Genomic DNA, 13,837 nt, shown 5'->3' on the forward strand with positions numbered 1-13,837 from the left:
CTCTCGTTGGCGGGTTGATTCGCGGCGGGAGTGTGGCGACAATCGATACCAAATCACTGAGGAGAAACAAGATGCTGGCCCAAGCCATGATCGAGAAGTTGAACGAGCAGATTAACCTGGAGTTCTACTCCTCCAATCTCTATCTGCAGATGAGCGCCTGGTGCGAAGACAAGGGCTTTGAAGGGGCGGCGACCTTCCTGCGCCAGCACGCGGTCGAGGAGCGCCAGCACATGGAGCGTCTGTTCACCTACGTGAGCGAGACCGGCGCCATGCCCAAGCTGGGTGCCATCGATGCCCCTCCCCACGAGTTCAAGTCGCTGGGCGACGTGTTCCGTACCACCCTGGAGCACGAGTATCACATCACCAAGTGCATCAATGGGCTGGCCCACGTAGCCTTCACTACCCAGGACTATTCCACCTTCAATTTCCTGCAGTGGTATGTGGCCGAGCAGCATGAAGAGGAGAAGCTGTTCAAGAGCATCGTCGACCGTCTGGGTCTGGTGGGTGAAGATGGCAAAGGCCTCTACTTCATCGACAAGGAGCTGGCCGAACTGGCCAAGGGCGCCCCGGCCAGCATCATGGACAGCAACGCCTGATAGTCGTGGACACTTAGTGTTCAGCCAGTACAATAACGGCCCTTTTAAGGGCCGTTGTTTATTCTGGTGCGCAGTCACCGTTGTGATGTCAGCCAGAGGCAATCTCGGCTCTGGCCAGGTGCCGTTTCTATTTTGATAAGTGAGTGAAGATGAAGCAGGTCGATGTGGTGGTGATCGGGGCCGGTGCGGCCGGATTGATGTGTGCGGCGCAGGCGGGCTATCGGGGACGCTCGGTGCTGGTGCTCGACAACGCCAAGAAGCCGGGCCGCAAGATCCTCATCAGTGGCGGTGGTCGCTGCAACTTCACCAACCATCAGGCTGGCGCTCACGCCTACCTGTCGGAGAATCCCCACTTCAGCAAGTCGGCACTGGCCCGCTACACCCAGCAGGATTTCATCGATCTGGTGGATCGCCACGGGGTTAACTATCACGAGCGCACCTTGGGGCAGCTGTTCTGTCTCGAGAGCGCCAAGGATATCGTCGATGTGCTGCTCACCGAGTGTGACTGGGCCGGGGTGACCCTGCAGTTCCAGACCGAGATCCTCACCGTCAGCAAGCAGGACGAAGGCTTTGTGCTGACCACCAGCAAGGGTGAGATCGGCTGCCACTCGCTGGTGGTGGCGACCGGCGGTCTCTCCATGCCCAAGCTGGGCGCGACCCCCTATGGCTTCAAGCTGGCGGAGCAGTTCGGTCTCAACGTGCTGCCGACCCGCGCTGGACTGGTGCCCTTTACCCTCCATCAGGCGGAGAAAGAGGCGTTCGCCGATCTGGCGGGCATCAGCCTACCGGTGGCGGTGACCGCCGAGGATGGCACTCGCTTCAAGGAGGCGATGCTGTTCACCCATCGCGGCCTCTCCGGTCCCGTTATCCTGCAGATCTCCTCCTACTGGCATGCCGGCGAGAAGATCCACATCAATTTGCTGCCGGAGCTGGATATTCCAGCCGCCCTGCGCGAATGGGCGCTGGCACACCCGGCGCAGGAGCTGAAAACCGTGCTGGGGCGCGAGCTGCCCAAGCGCTTCGTCGACAAGCTGGTTGAGCTGGGTCAGCTGGTCAGCAAGCCGATGCGCCAATACAACGAGCGGGAGCTGGAAGCGGTGGCCAACTTGCTGGGAGACTGGCAGATCCTGCCCAACGGCACCGAGGGGTATCGCACCGCCGAAGTGACCCTGGGGGGCGTCGATACCAACGAGCTCTCCTCCAAGACCATGGAAGCGCGCAAGGTGCCAGGCCTCTACTTCATCGGCGAGGTGGTGGACGTGACCGGCTGGCTCGGTGGCTACAACTTCCAGTGGGCCTGGTCCTCCGGCTGGGTGGCCGGTCAGTACTGTTGATGTCACAGGGGCTGGTTTATCCGGCCCCGATTTATTGGTCAGGGTTATGGTGATCGGTCGGGTTGCCGCAAGGGGGCGCAGATGCTTGAGAATCAGATGATGTTGTTGGCGGTGTTCGAGCGGGCGGCGCTGATGCTGATGACCCTCTTCTTCCTGACCCGCACCCGGCCGTTCCAGCGGCTGTTCCAGAAGCGGGATCACACCCCGGCCGAGCTGGTGCTGGTGGCCTCCATCTTCGGCCTGTTTGCGGTGTTCAGTACCTACACCGGCATTCCGGTGGAGGGGGCGCTGATCAACGTGCGGATCATCGCCATCATCTCCGGCGGCATTCTGTTTGGCCCCTGGGTCGGCATTCCGGCCGGGGTTATCTCCGGCCTGCATCGCTATCTCATCGATATGGATGGCCACACCTCCATCCCTTGCCTTATCGCCAGTATTATCGCCGGTCTGCTCGCCACCTGGCTGCACCTGCGCTGTCGCAAGTCGCGGCTCTGGCTCTACGGAATTTTGGCGGGAATGCTCTGTGAAGGGCTGACCATGCTGCTGATCTGGCTGCTGACCGAGCCCCACGAAGTCGGGGTGGAGATCGTTAACCACATCGCCTATCCGATGATCGCCGGGGCGCTCTGCATCGGCCTCATCATCAAGCTGGTGCAGGATCTGGATGACGAGAAGGAGCTGATTGCCGCCAAGCAGGCCAAGCTGGCGCTCGATATCGCCAACAAGACGCTGCCTTTCTTCCAGAACATCGATCGCCACTCCCTCAGTCAGGTGTGCGATGTGATCCGGCGCGACATCAGCGCCGATGCGGTAGCCATCACCGACACCCATGACGTGCTGGCCTATGTCGGGGTGGGCAAGGACTATTACGAGCTGGACGAGCACCACGCCATCAGCGGCATGACCCAGCAGGCGGTGCTGCTCGATCAGATCATCATCAACAACGATTTGCGCCAGTATCACCTCTCTGATTTCCACTCGGTCATCATTATTCCGCTACGGGAAAACGGCTCGGTGAGCGGCACCCTCAAGATCTACTACCGTCGTACCCATAGCATCACCAGCTCGCTGCGGGAGATGGCGGTGGGCCTCTCCCAGCTCATCTCCACCCAGATGGAGGTGTCGCGCATCGAGCAGCTCAAGGAGATGACCCGCAAGGCGGAGTTCACCGCATTGCAGAGCAAGATCAACCCGCACTTCCTGTTCAATGCCCTCAACGCCATCTCGTCGCTGATCCGCATCCGGCCCCAGCAGGCGCGCCAGCTCATTGCCAATCTGGCGGATTACCTGCGCTACAACCTCAACAAGGGGGATGAACTCATCGACATTCAGGAGGAGCTGCAGCAGGTGCGTGACTACGTGGCCATCGAGCAGGCCCGCTTCGGCGACAAGCTGGAGGTGGTGTTCGAGGTGGACGATGTGCATATTCAGGTGCCGAGCCTGCTGTTGCAGCCGCTGGTGGAAAACGCCATCCTGCACGGCATTCAGCCCCGCAGCGCGCCGGGTCGGGTCACCATCGAGGTGAAGCAGCTGGCGGGCGGCATCCGGGTATCGGTACGAGACACAGGTTACGGCATCAGTCAGGCGGTGATCGACGGGGTCGCCGCCGGTCGGGTGGAGAGTCGCAGCATCGGCCTGATGAACGTGCATCAGAGGGTCAAGCTGCTTTATGGCGACGGCCTGCATCTCAAGCGGCTGGAACCGGGTACCGAGGTGAGTTTCTATCTGCCGGATCAGGAGTCGATGCCATGCTGAGAGCCATCATGGTTGAGGATAAGTGTGTGCCGCGAGAGGTGTTGTCATGCTGAAAGCGATCATTGTGGAAGACGAGTATCTGGCCCGTGAAGAGCTGGCCTATCTGGTGGGGCAGCACAGCCAGATCGAGATAGTGGCGAGCTTCGAGGATGGGCTGGAGGCGTTCAAATACCTGCAGGATCACGAGGTGGATGTGGTGTTTCTGGATATCCAGATCCCCTCCATCGATGGCTTGCTGCTGGCCAAGAACCTGCACAAGTCGAGCCATCCGCCCCACATCGTCTTCGTCACCGCCTACAAGGAGTTTGCGGTGGAGGCGTTCGAGCTGGAGGCGTTCGATTACATCCTCAAACCCTACAACGAGCCCCGCATCATCAATCTGCTGCAAAAGCTCGAGCATGCGGGCAAGTCGCAGCCAGCCACCACGGGGGAGGCGAACGGTGAGGGGAATAGCCCGCACAATCGCACCGTCAATCTGGTGAAGGGGGAGCGTATCATCGTCACCCCCTGCGAGCAGATCTACTACGCGGAAGCCGATGAGAAGCTTACTTATGTCTACACCCGCGACGATCGCTACGTGATGACCATGACCATCAGCGAGTTTGTCAGCCGGCTGCCCGCCGAGGGGTTCTTTCGCTGTCACCGCTCCTACTGCGTCAACATCAACAAGATCCGCGAAATAGTCCCCTGGTTCAACAGCACCTATCTCATCCGGCTCCATGATCTGCCGTTCGAGGTGCCGGTCAGTCGCAGCAACATCAAGGCGTTCCGTCAGCTGATGCGGCTCTGATTGTCATTCATTCCCGCCGATCTGCATTTCATGCCTTAATCGATCGGCGCGAGCTGCGTCTTGCCTATAGTGGCCTCAATTTCCTTAAGGCCATCGACCGAGACGCATCATGACCATCGATCTGAACCGCACCCGGTACCTGACACTGATCGGTACCATCATCACCCAGTTTGCACTGGGTTCTGTCTATACCTGGAGCCTGTTCAACGCCCAGCTCTCCGACAAGCTGGACGAGCCGGTGAGTCAGGTCGCTTTCGCCTTCGGCCTGCTCAGCCTGTCGCTGGCGGTCGCCTCCTCCATGGCGGGCAAGCTGCAGGAGCGATTCGGTGTGCGCAACGTGACCCTGGGCGCCGGCGTGCTGCTCGGCATCGGCTTCTTCCTCACTGCCCATGCCAGCAATCTGGCGATGCTCTACCTCTGCGCGGGCATTCTGGTCGGTTTTGCCGACGGTACCGGTTACCTGATGACCCTCTCCAACTGCGTGAAGTGGTTCCCGGAGCGCAAGGGGCTGATCTCCGCCTGTTCCATCGGTGCCTATGGCCTCGGCAGTCTCGGTTTCAAATACATCAACCTGCTGCTGCTCTCCAGCTCCGGCCTTGAGACCACCTTCCAGCTGTGGGGCTTGATTGCGATGTCCATGGTGCTGGTGGGCGGCATGCTGATGAAGGATGCGCCCAAGCAGGCCGCCTCCGTGCAGCAGAGCGAGAGCCGTGACTTCACCCTGGCCGAGGCGATGCGCAAGCCGCAGTACTGGATGCTGGCGCTGATGTTCCTCACCGCCTGCATGAGCGGCCTCTACGTCATCGGTGTGGCCAAGGATATCGGCGAGAAGATGGTGGGTCTGCCTGCCGTAGTCGCCGCCAATGCCGTCGCCATCATCGCCATGGCCAACCTGGGTGGCCGTCTGGTGCTGGGTATCCTCTCCGACAAGATGTCCCGCATCCGGGTTATCACCATTGCCCAGCTGATTACCCTGGCGGGCATGGCGCTGCTGCTGTTCGTGCCGCTCAATGCCAATCTGTTCTTCGTGGCGGTTGCCTGTGTGGCGTTCAGCTTTGGTGGCACCATCACCGTCTACCCCTCGCTGGTGAGCGACTTCTTCGGTCTCAACAACCTGACCAAGAACTACGGTGTCATCTATCTGGGCTTTGGTCTGGGCAGCATCATCGGCTCTATCGTAGCCTCCCTGTTTGGCGGCTTTATGGCGACCTTCCACCTGATCCTGGTGTTGCTGGTGGTGGCGCTGGTGCTCTCCCTCACCATCCGTCTGCCGGCTCCCGTGGCGCTGACCACCGAACGGGCCTGATTAAACCTCCCTGCCACAGCAAGCAACAACAAAGACCCGGGCCATGCCCGGGTCTTTGCATTTCCGATGCTCGATCAGCGCGGCGCCAGCCCCAGCAGCTGGCGGGCCTTGCGGCAGGTCTCCTCCACCGTTGGCCAGCCGTCACCGGTTACTGTGATATGGCCCATCTTGCGGCCGGGGCGGGGTTCGCCCTTGCCGTAGAGGTGCAGATGCAGGCCGGGCAGTGCCAGCAGAGCTGCCCAGTCGGGGGTGCCGTGCTGCCAGAGATCCCCCAGCAGGTTGATTAACAGGGCGGGGCGCACGGCGATCTGCTCTGGCAGCGGCAGATCGCACAGGGCCCTTACCTGCAACTCGAACTGGCTGCATGTGGCGTTATCGAGGCTGGGGTGACCCGAGTTGTGGGGGCGGGGCGCCAGCTCGTTGACCAGCAGTCGGCCTTCCACCAGAAAGAACTCCACCGTCAGCACACCGATGTAGTCGAGGGTGGTGATCAGCTGCTCGGCGATCCCTTTGGCTTCGCTCTCCAGCGCCGGCACCTTGGCCGGGGAGCGAGTCTGGTCGAGAATGCCGCCGCTGTGCCAGTTCTGCACCAGTGGCAGGGCGCTGATGGCGCCGCTCGGGCTGCGGGCCAGGGTCAGGGCAAACTCACCCTCCAGCGCCAGCCGTTTTTCCAGCACGCAGGGCACGCCACTGCCTGTCAGTGCCGTCGCCAGCTCATCCAGATTACTGACCTGCCACTGCCCCTTGCCGTCGTACCCCTCGCGGGCCGTCTTGAGAATGGCGGGCAAGAGTTCGCTGGCCTGTGCGGGGATGGGCTCTTCCGGCAGCAGTGCCAGAGAGGGTGCGACCGGGATGTTGGCTCTGCGCAGAAAGGCTTTCTCCTCGCGGCGATCCTGACAGACCTGCACCGCGCTGGCGGCCGGGCGTACCGGCTTTTGTTTTTCGAGCTGCGCGAGGGTGGCGGCGGGCACGTTCTCGAACTCGCAGGTAATGGCTTCGCAGCGGCTGGCCAACTCGACCAGTGCCCCAGTGTCGTCATAGGGGGCGACAATATGGTGATCGGCGGCGGCACCGGCGATGCTGGCCGGGTCGGGATCAAGTACTACAACCTTGTAGCCGAGGCGGTGGGCGGCCATCACGAAGTAGCGGCCAAGCTGACCGCCCCCCAGCATGCCGAGGGTGGCGGGTGGCAGGATCATGTCGGCTCCTCCAGTTGCAGTGCCAGCACCCGATCTCGCTCGTGGGTGCGGAAGTCGTCGAGCTGCTGCCGGTAGCGGGGGGCGTCGTCATCCCGGGCGACCGAGAGCAGGGAGACCGCGAACAGGGCGGCGTTGGCAGCCCCCGCTTCGCCGATGGCGAAGGTGGCGACCGGCACCCCCTTGGGCATCTGCACGATGGAGAGCAGGGAGTCCATCCCCTTGAGATGGCGGGAGGGGATGGGCACCCCCAGCACCGGCAATGTGGTCTTGGCGGCGACCATGCCCGGCAGGTGAGCGGCACCACCTGCTCCGGCGATGATGGCGCGCAGGCCGCGCTCGCGGGCAGTGGCGGCATACTCGAACAGCAGATCCGGGGTGCGATGGGCCGAGACCACCCGCGCCTCGTAGGGCACGCCGTGTTCCTTGAGGATGCGGGCGGCAGTCTGCAGCACGGGCCAGTCGGAGTCGGAGCCCATTACCAGGCCGATCAGCGGAGGGGTGTTCATGTGTATTGGTTCCTTGCTGTTAAACGTTTGCTTTTTGTGAACAAAAAGAGCCGGCAAGCCGGCTCAGAATTTCTCGGGTCGCACGATTTCGACCGGTTGCAGAAAGGCGATCATGGCGTAGTCGGGGTAGTAGCGACTCTGCAGGTGGGCCAGCAGCCGCTCCGCCTGCTCCCGACTGCAGATCGTCTCCAGCCGGATGTTGCCGCTCTCGCTCCAGCTGGCGTTGCGCTCGCCATGATCCCCCCGGCCGCGGGCATCTGTGATGGTGTAGCCGCGCAGCCCCTCGCGGGTGAGGGTGCGCAGCAGGGTCGGCTCCAGATTGGCTTCCGTGATGACGGTCAGCAGGGTGCGGGTCTCGGTCTGCATGTGGCTACTCCGTGAAGTGGCGGGCCCAGCTGTGGTAGAGCGGGATCCCCAGCATGATGTTGAACGGGAAGGTGACCCCCAGCACGGCGCTGAGGGACAGCCCCGGGTTGGCCTGAGGCACGGCGATGCGCATGGTAGCCGGCACGGCAATATAGGAGGCGCTGGCCGCCAGGGTAGCCAGCAGGGTCAGGCCGCCGAGAGAGAGGCCCATCAGCTGGCCAGCTGCCAATCCCAGTCCCGCGGAAGCGAGCGGCATCAACAGGGCGAAGCCGAGCAGGAACAGGCCGTGGCGGCGCAGATCCTGACACTGGCGGGCGACGATGAGGCCCATCTCCAGCAGGAACAGCGCCAGCGCTCCCTTGAACAGGTCGACAAACAGCGGTTTGAGCGGGGCAATCCCATCCGGTCCGGCCAGATAGCCGATGGCCATGCCGCCCAGCAGCAGAGTTACCCCTTTGCTGAGGAAGGTCTCGTGGGCCAGCATGCGCCAGCGAGTCTCGCGACTGATGCCGCGGGCCAGCACTATGCCCACCAGAATGGCCGGGATCTCCATCACCGCGAGAAAGATGGAGAGCTGGGATTCAAAGCTGATGCCCCGCTCGGTGAGCCAGTTCACCCCGACCGCAAAGGTGGCGACGCTGACCGAGCCGTAGTGGGCGGCGGTGGCAGCGGCATCGACCCGGTTCATCTTGAGGCGCAGCACGGCAAAGCCGAGCAGGGTCTGCACCACGCCGAGCAGGATCACCAGCGCCAGTTGCGGCAGCAGAGGTTGCAGGGATTGCTGGGCCAGACCGACGCCGCCCTTGAGGCCTATGGCCAGCAGCAGAAAGAGGGAGAGGGTGTCGTAGAGGGCAGGCGGCAGCTTGAGCTCGGAGCGTACCAGACCGGCCAGCAGACCAAACAGAAAGAAGAGTACAACAACGTCCAGCATGATGGTTCGCAGGGCAGTTCAGATAATGGTTGCATGCTAGAGCCCGCAATGTTTCGATAAAATCAGATTCTCGCTGATGGTTGTTCGGTAAAAACTGATAGGGAACGGCATGCTCAACTACAAACAGCTCTACTACTTCTGGCATGTGGCGCGCAGTGGCAGCGTGACGCAGGCAGCTGAACAGCTGCACTTAACGCCGCAGACCATCAGCGGTCAGGTCGCCGAGCTGGAGCAGTCTCTCGGGGTGGCGCTGTTCAACCGGGTGGGGCGGCGTCTGGTGCTGACTGCCGCCGGACGGCAGGCGCAGGAGCAGGCAGGGGCCATTTTCTCGCTCGGTGCCGAGCTGGAGCACACCCTGCGCCACGCCAGTCAGGAGCTGACCATGCAGGTGGGGATCGCCGATTCGGTACCCCGTACTCTGGCGTTCGAGTTGCTGGCCCCCGCCATGGCGCTGGCGACCCCGTTGCGGCTGGTGTGTCACGAGGAGCGGGCCGAGCAGCTGTTCAGCGAGCTGGCCCGCCACAAGCTTGATATGGTGCTGATCGATCGCCCACTCCCTCTCGACAGCGGCGTGCGCGGCTACAACCACGAGCTGGGGCGCAGCCCGCTGGCGCTGTTTGCCAGCCCCGAGTTGGCGGCGCGGGCGCGGGATGGCTTTCCCGCCTCGTTGGAGGGGTTGCCGCTGCTGATCCCTGGAGAGAAGTCTGCCACCCACGATCGGCTGCTGGAGTGGTATCGCCAGCAGGGCATTCATCCCCATCTGGTGGGGCAGTTTGATGACTCCACCCTGATGAAGTCGTTCGGCAAGGCGGGGATGGGGATCTTCCCGGCGCCGCTGGCGATGGCCGACGAGATTGGCCGTCTCTACGGAGTGGAGCGGATTGCGACCCTCACCGACGTTACCCTCTCTTATTATCTGGTCTCGGCAGGACGCCATCTCTCTCATCCCGGGGTACAGGCGGTGATGGAGGGCGCCCAGCAGCGGCTGGCGGCGCTGGCCGGCAATAAATAGAAATCTGGATGGCTATACATCCAGCTTAGCTCTGCCTATAATCCTCCCGCTTTGGCGCATCATGCTTAATAGGGAATCCGGTGAGAATCCGGAGCTGGCGCGCAGCGGTAAGGGGGAACGAAGCGACATCAGGGCACTGCCGTCAGGCGGGAAGCCGTCGCCGTAGGCTATCAGCCCCTGAGCCCGAAGACCTGCCAGAGTTCGTATTTCGGGCCGAGAGAAACCGGCCACGAAGTAGATACTTACGCGAACTTAAGGATCTCTCATGTCGAAGACATTTCTGGCAGCAGCCCTGTTGCCAGTGGCGGCGCTTGCTCAACCGCTGACCATTCCCGTCAATCCCACTCTGGTGATCACCGCCAATCGGGTGGAGCAGCCAGTCAGTTCGGTGCTGGCTCCCGTAGTGGTTATTGATCGCGCCGAGATCGAATCTCGTCAGATAGACAATTTGCCCGATCTGTTAAAAACCCTGCCTGGTGTTCAAGTGGCAACACTGGGCGGGAGAGGTCATCAAAGCAGCCTTTACATCAGGGGCGCTAAAACCAAGCACTCCCTGCTGCTGGTAAATGGCCGTCCCGTCCCCACTCTGGTCACCGGTAATAATGACCTTAGCCAGATTCCGCTAGGCAATATCGAGCGTGTTGAATATATCCGCGGGCCTCGCGCCGCCATCTATGGCTCTGACGCCATCAGTGGTGTTATCAACCTCATCACCAAAGCGTCAGCAAAAAATGGCAACGAGACTCACGTTAAAGGTGGTGTTGGATCACATGGTTATGGGCTTGGGGAGCTGAGAACCGTGCAGGCACTTGGCCAGCAGACCGATATGAATATGATGATCGGCTATGAGCGTACCGATGGTTATGACGTTCGGGCACAAGATGGCTGGACGTCGCTGCAGCCAGATCGGGACGGCTTTGCCGGTTTGAACGGTCAGATTGGCTTGAACCACAGCTTTAGTGATGCTTGGAGCGCTGATTTTAACGCTCAAGGTTTTAATAACATCACCGAGAGTGACGGTGACTATAGCGATATGAATCGGAATCAGGCTGCCCAGCTAGATGGCGGAGTGCTGTTCAAAAGCGATCATATATCTAGTCGCCTGGAAGCTAGCTATGGCGAAAACAAGCTAAAAACCTGGCTTGATAACAAGGGGGAAGCTAGCGGCGAGCCTATTCACACAGGCTTGACTCGTCTCTCTTGGGTCAATAATTGGAACCCAATTAAAGGGGCAAATATCACAGGTGGGGCTGACTGGCAGCGGGAACAGCTGAAGTCTGATTCCCGCTCGGGTGGTCAATCATTTACTGCGTCTGACCGTGATAATACAGGGCTCTTTATTGTAGGTAGTTATGGCTGGAATCCGTTCCTGTTTGAGCTTTCCGGCAGGACTGATGACAACGAGCAATATGGTCGCCACAACACCTGGTCTGCAGCGAGTGGTTTGGATGTTGATGAGTCTCATCATCTACGACTGAGCTATGGAACGGCGTTCAAAGCACCGACCTTTATGGATCTTTACTCGCCATACTCCCTCAAAAGCGACTATCTCAAGCCAGAAGAGAGCAAGAATATTGAGCTGGGCTTATCTGGCCGCTATAGCGCTTGGGATTGGTCAACGAATCTTTATCGCAACGACATCAATGAAATGATCGACTACGGTCCTGACTATCGCCCTTACAACATCGGAGAGGTGCGACTGGAAGGTGTTGAGTTGGCGATTGGATTGGACACCGGGCCGTTCCACCACAAGGTGAGTTACGATTACACTCGCGCTCAGGATAGAAGCAAGCAAGATCGCCAGTTGGACCGGGTAGCCAAGCATAAAGGCAGCTTGATTACTGAAGTCAGTCTTGGCTCCGTTTTGTGGTCTGGCGAGATCCTTTATACCGGGGAACGAACAGATCTGGGCGCAACCAAGCAGTTGCCTTCTTATACCGTGTTCAATCTGGCTGCGACCTATCCGGTGACCAACGCCCTGACCCTCGGGGGGCGAATCGACAACCTTTTTGATCGTAACTATGAGGGGGCGTATGGCTATGCTGCACCAGGAGCCGAAGCCAAGGTGACCGCAGACTATCGTTTTTAAGGTTAAAGTACTCTGTCGTTTTCAGCAGAAAACCGAGGCCCTGCCATTGGCAGGGCCTTTTCTATTGGCTGCAGGCGGGAGTATGATCGCCGCCTTGCACCAAAGGGGAGCTCAAGTGGCCAATATTCTCGTGTTTGATTCCGGTATGGGTGGCCTGACCATCTACCGCGAGATCCGCCGCGTTCTGCCGGCACACAACTATTTCTACTGCTTCGATAATGCCAACTTCCCGTATGGTGAATTGAGCGAGCCCGCCCTGATTGCTGCCTGCACTCGCTTGGTGACCACCATGGTGGCCCGTCATCATATCGATCTGGTGGTGATTGCCTGTAATACGGCCAGCACCATAGCGCTGCCAGCCCTGCGTGAGGCACTGGATATTCCTGTGGTGGGGGTGGTGCCAGCCATCAAGCCTGCCGCTGCACAGACTCGCAATGGTTGTATCGGTCTGCTGGCTACGCCAGGCACGGTGAGTCGCGACTATACCCACGAACTGATCGCCCAGTTTGCTCCCGGCAAGCATGTGCTGCTCAAGGGCACCATCGAGCTGGTCATAGAAGCCGAACACAAGCTGGCGGGCCTGCCGGTCAATATGGCGTTGCTGCGCGAGGTATTGGCCGACTGGCTGGAGGGGGAAGAGCAGCCGGATACGCTGGTGCTCGGTTGCACTCACTTCCCGCTACTTAATGAAGAGATTGGGCAACTGATGCCGCAATGTCAGCTTATTGACTCGGGCAGTGCTGTTGCCAAACGGGTGGCCTGGTTGCTGAACAATGGCGGGCATGGCGCCGTGCAGCCTGTACATATAGAAGAGGTAATTGCCAGGGCTTACTGTACCCGGCTGGATGGGGAGGCTCAAAAACTGACAGCCCCCTTGCAAGCATGGGGGCTGTCATCACTGGAAGAGGTGAAGTACTGACGAGCGGTTAGGCGTCAGTTTCGCTACCTTCTCTTTCCTCTTTATCACGTTTGTCATTCGCTTCACGCACCTTGAGGGTGCGCTGCTGATACTCTTTATCATTCAAAGCGGCAATCGCTTTGGCGGCATCGGCGGCGGGCATCTCCACGAAACCGAAACCTCTGCGCTTGCCGGTTGCCTTGTCTTTCATCAACCGCACGGAAATGACCTGGCCCTGTTCGGCAAACAATTCGCGCACTGCGATCTCATTGGCGCGATAGGGCAGGTTGCCTACATATAAGGTGCAAGTCTCCTGATTGGCGATCGACTCGGCGACATTAGCCGGGGTTCGCTTCAGGAACAGCGGTACCACGAAACCGCCGATGGCCAGACCTGCTGCAAAAATCACTTCCGCTTTCAAAGAGAACTGCAGGGCCTGGGCAACCAGGTAGCCAACCACTGCCAATACCAGAGCAAGGATTGCGGCCTGCATATATACGGGAAACTTGGATAAATTCATCTTAAAAGACCTTTTGTAAATGAAAGCAAAAAAGGTGCAACACTATATTCACCTCCATGGTAACCAGCTTTCCTGATTGGCGCTACCATGGACCACTCGGGAGAGGTTATCGGCTCCAGTATGGCATTCCCAAGGTCACTAAAAGCGACATAAATGACGCTAAAATGGGAGTGAAATAACCGGATTGTGGATAACATTGTATATATACACTGAATAAGCTGTTTCTAATTGAATAATTTGAAATTTTCGTGATTTTCTTCAAAAAAAGTCTTGTCATCGCAGCGCCGCTCCCTATAATGCGCCCCTACCAGCACGGCGGAACACGCCAAACTGATGAGCCAGCTACATTGTGAAGCCGGCGCCGAAAGAAAAGCGAAAACAATCGCTTGACTTTCGAAGTGAGAAGCGTAATATGCGCCTCCTCAACGCGACAAGCGTGACGCTCTTTAACAATTTGAATCAAGCAATCTGTGTGGGCACTCACAGCATCGAGCATCAAAAACAATTTTTGATTTTCAATGTCTGGTGAAGTGAC

At 59.6% G+C, this 13,837-nt stretch carries 14 protein-coding genes and 1 riboswitch; of the genes, 8 read left to right on the plus strand and 6 right to left on the minus strand.

The features are described from left to right. The first annotated feature begins 71 nt into the window (after nucleotides 1–71). The 5 genes from ftnA (at nucleotide 72) to AB5Y90_RS04710 (ending at nucleotide 5,781) form a co-directional block, all read left to right on the plus strand. Nucleotides 72–596: a non-heme ferritin gene (gene ftnA, locus AB5Y90_RS04690; RefSeq protein ID WP_005339225.1), complete on the plus strand. Its 525-nt coding sequence runs from the start codon at nucleotides 72–74 to the stop codon at nucleotides 594–596. Nucleotides 597–745: 149 nt separating this feature from the next. Then, the gene (locus AB5Y90_RS04695; protein ID WP_368166613.1) at nucleotides 746–1,930 is read left to right on the plus strand and encodes an NAD(P)/FAD-dependent oxidoreductase; all 1,185 of its coding nucleotides are present in this window, start codon (nucleotides 746–748) and stop codon (nucleotides 1,928–1,930) included. Between the two features lie 81 nt (nucleotides 1,931–2,011). Continuing rightward, nucleotides 2,012–3,685 carry a sensor histidine kinase gene (locus AB5Y90_RS04700; RefSeq protein WP_005339222.1) on the plus strand — a complete coding sequence of 558 codons (1,674 nt, stop codon included), beginning with the start codon at nucleotides 2,012–2,014 and terminating at the stop codon, nucleotides 3,683–3,685. Nucleotides 3,686–3,731: 46 nt separating this feature from the next. Next, nucleotides 3,732–4,475: a LytTR family DNA-binding domain-containing protein gene (locus AB5Y90_RS04705; RefSeq protein ID WP_307895910.1), complete on the plus strand. Its 744-nt coding sequence runs from the start codon at nucleotides 3,732–3,734 to the stop codon at nucleotides 4,473–4,475. Nucleotides 4,476–4,584: 109 nt separating this feature from the next. Then, nucleotides 4,585–5,781, plus strand: coding sequence for an MFS transporter (locus AB5Y90_RS04710; RefSeq protein ID WP_180343646.1), 1,197 nt, complete (start codon nucleotides 4,585–4,587; stop codon nucleotides 5,779–5,781). 74 nt (nucleotides 5,782–5,855) lie between these two features. Here the strand turns inward: AB5Y90_RS04710 and AB5Y90_RS04715 are convergent, their stop codons facing one another. From AB5Y90_RS04715 to AB5Y90_RS04730, 4 genes are all read right to left on the minus strand, one after another. Next, a complete protein-coding gene (locus AB5Y90_RS04715; RefSeq protein WP_368166614.1) occupies nucleotides 5,856–6,980 on the minus strand; it encodes a 5-(carboxyamino)imidazole ribonucleotide synthase in 1,125 nt (374 codons plus the stop codon). Next, nucleotides 6,977–7,486 carry a 5-(carboxyamino)imidazole ribonucleotide mutase gene (gene purE, locus AB5Y90_RS04720; RefSeq protein WP_368166615.1) on the minus strand — a complete coding sequence of 170 codons (510 nt, stop codon included), beginning with the start codon at nucleotides 7,484–7,486 and terminating at the stop codon, nucleotides 6,977–6,979. Before purE ends, AB5Y90_RS04715 begins: the two co-directional genes overlap by 4 nt. A gap of 63 nt (nucleotides 7,487–7,549) precedes the next feature. Then, the gene (locus AB5Y90_RS04725; protein ID WP_124928157.1) at nucleotides 7,550–7,852 is read right to left on the minus strand and encodes a transcriptional regulator; all 303 of its coding nucleotides are present in this window, start codon (nucleotides 7,850–7,852) and stop codon (nucleotides 7,550–7,552) included. 4 nt (nucleotides 7,853–7,856) lie between these two features. After that, nucleotides 7,857–8,783 carry a sodium-dependent bicarbonate transport family permease gene (locus AB5Y90_RS04730; protein WP_368166616.1) on the minus strand — a complete coding sequence of 309 codons (927 nt, stop codon included), beginning with the start codon at nucleotides 8,781–8,783 and terminating at the stop codon, nucleotides 7,857–7,859. Between the two features lie 109 nt (nucleotides 8,784–8,892). On the opposite strand from AB5Y90_RS04730, the gene AB5Y90_RS04735 reads away from it, so the two are divergent. The 3 genes from AB5Y90_RS04735 (at nucleotide 8,893) to murI (ending at nucleotide 12,803) form a co-directional block, all read left to right on the plus strand. Further along, the gene (locus AB5Y90_RS04735) at nucleotides 8,893–9,795 is read left to right on the plus strand and encodes a LysR family transcriptional regulator (protein ID WP_307895913.1); all 903 of its coding nucleotides are present in this window, start codon (nucleotides 8,893–8,895) and stop codon (nucleotides 9,793–9,795) included. 35 nt (nucleotides 9,796–9,830) lie between these two features. Further along, nucleotides 9,831–10,009, plus strand: a riboswitch (cobalamin riboswitch). Between the two features lie 51 nt (nucleotides 10,010–10,060). After that, nucleotides 10,061–11,884: a TonB-dependent receptor gene (locus tag AB5Y90_RS04740; RefSeq protein WP_307895914.1), complete on the plus strand. Its 1,824-nt coding sequence runs from the start codon at nucleotides 10,061–10,063 to the stop codon at nucleotides 11,882–11,884. 115 nt (nucleotides 11,885–11,999) lie between these two features. After that, nucleotides 12,000–12,803 carry a glutamate racemase gene (gene murI / locus AB5Y90_RS04745; protein ID WP_307895915.1) on the plus strand — a complete coding sequence of 268 codons (804 nt, stop codon included), beginning with the start codon at nucleotides 12,000–12,002 and terminating at the stop codon, nucleotides 12,801–12,803. Nucleotides 12,804–12,810: 7 nt separating this feature from the next. Here the strand turns inward: murI and AB5Y90_RS04750 are convergent, their stop codons facing one another. Continuing rightward, on the minus strand, nucleotides 12,811–13,302 hold the full coding sequence (locus AB5Y90_RS04750; RefSeq protein WP_005339200.1) for an RNA-binding protein: 492 nt from the start codon (nucleotides 13,300–13,302) through the stop codon (nucleotides 12,811–12,813). 304 nt (nucleotides 13,303–13,606) lie between these two features. Next, nucleotides 13,607–13,837: hypothetical protein (locus AB5Y90_RS04755; protein WP_368166617.1), on the minus strand; the 231-nt coding region annotated here is incomplete at its 5' end.

This window comes from Aeromonas sp. R4-1 (assembly GCF_040908325.1).
In the GTDB taxonomy this organism is placed as follows: Bacteria; Pseudomonadota; Gammaproteobacteria; order Enterobacterales; family Aeromonadaceae; genus Aeromonas; species Aeromonas veronii.

Coding starts and splice junctions, on each gene's coding strand:
- ftnA (WP_005339225.1), top strand. CDS start 72: ATGCTGGCCCAAGCCATGATCGAGAAGTTGAACGAGCAGATTAACCTG.
- AB5Y90_RS04695 (WP_368166613.1), top strand. CDS start 746: ATGAAGCAGGTCGATGTGGTGGTGATCGGGGCCGGTGCGGCCGGATTG.
- AB5Y90_RS04700 (WP_005339222.1), top strand. CDS start 2,012: ATGCTTGAGAATCAGATGATGTTGTTGGCGGTGTTCGAGCGGGCGGCG.
- AB5Y90_RS04705 (WP_307895910.1), top strand. CDS start 3,732: ATGCTGAAAGCGATCATTGTGGAAGACGAGTATCTGGCCCGTGAAGAG.
- AB5Y90_RS04710 (WP_180343646.1), top strand. CDS start 4,585: ATGACCATCGATCTGAACCGCACCCGGTACCTGACACTGATCGGTACC.
- AB5Y90_RS04715 (WP_368166614.1), bottom strand. CDS start 6,980: ATGATCCTGCCACCCGCCACCCTCGGCATGCTGGGGGGCGGTCAGCTT.
- purE (WP_368166615.1), bottom strand. CDS start 7,486: ATGAACACCCCTCCGCTGATCGGCCTGGTAATGGGCTCCGACTCCGAC.
- AB5Y90_RS04725 (WP_124928157.1), bottom strand. CDS start 7,852: ATGCAGACCGAGACCCGCACCCTGCTGACCGTCATCACGGAAGCCAAT.
- AB5Y90_RS04730 (WP_368166616.1), bottom strand. CDS start 8,783: ATGCTGGACGTTGTTGTACTCTTCTTTCTGTTTGGTCTGCTGGCCGGT.
- AB5Y90_RS04735 (WP_307895913.1), top strand. CDS start 8,893: ATGCTCAACTACAAACAGCTCTACTACTTCTGGCATGTGGCGCGCAGT.
- AB5Y90_RS04740 (WP_307895914.1), top strand. CDS start 10,061: ATGTCGAAGACATTTCTGGCAGCAGCCCTGTTGCCAGTGGCGGCGCTT.
- AB5Y90_RS04750 (WP_005339200.1), bottom strand. CDS start 13,302: ATGAATTTATCCAAGTTTCCCGTATATATGCAGGCCGCAATCCTTGCT.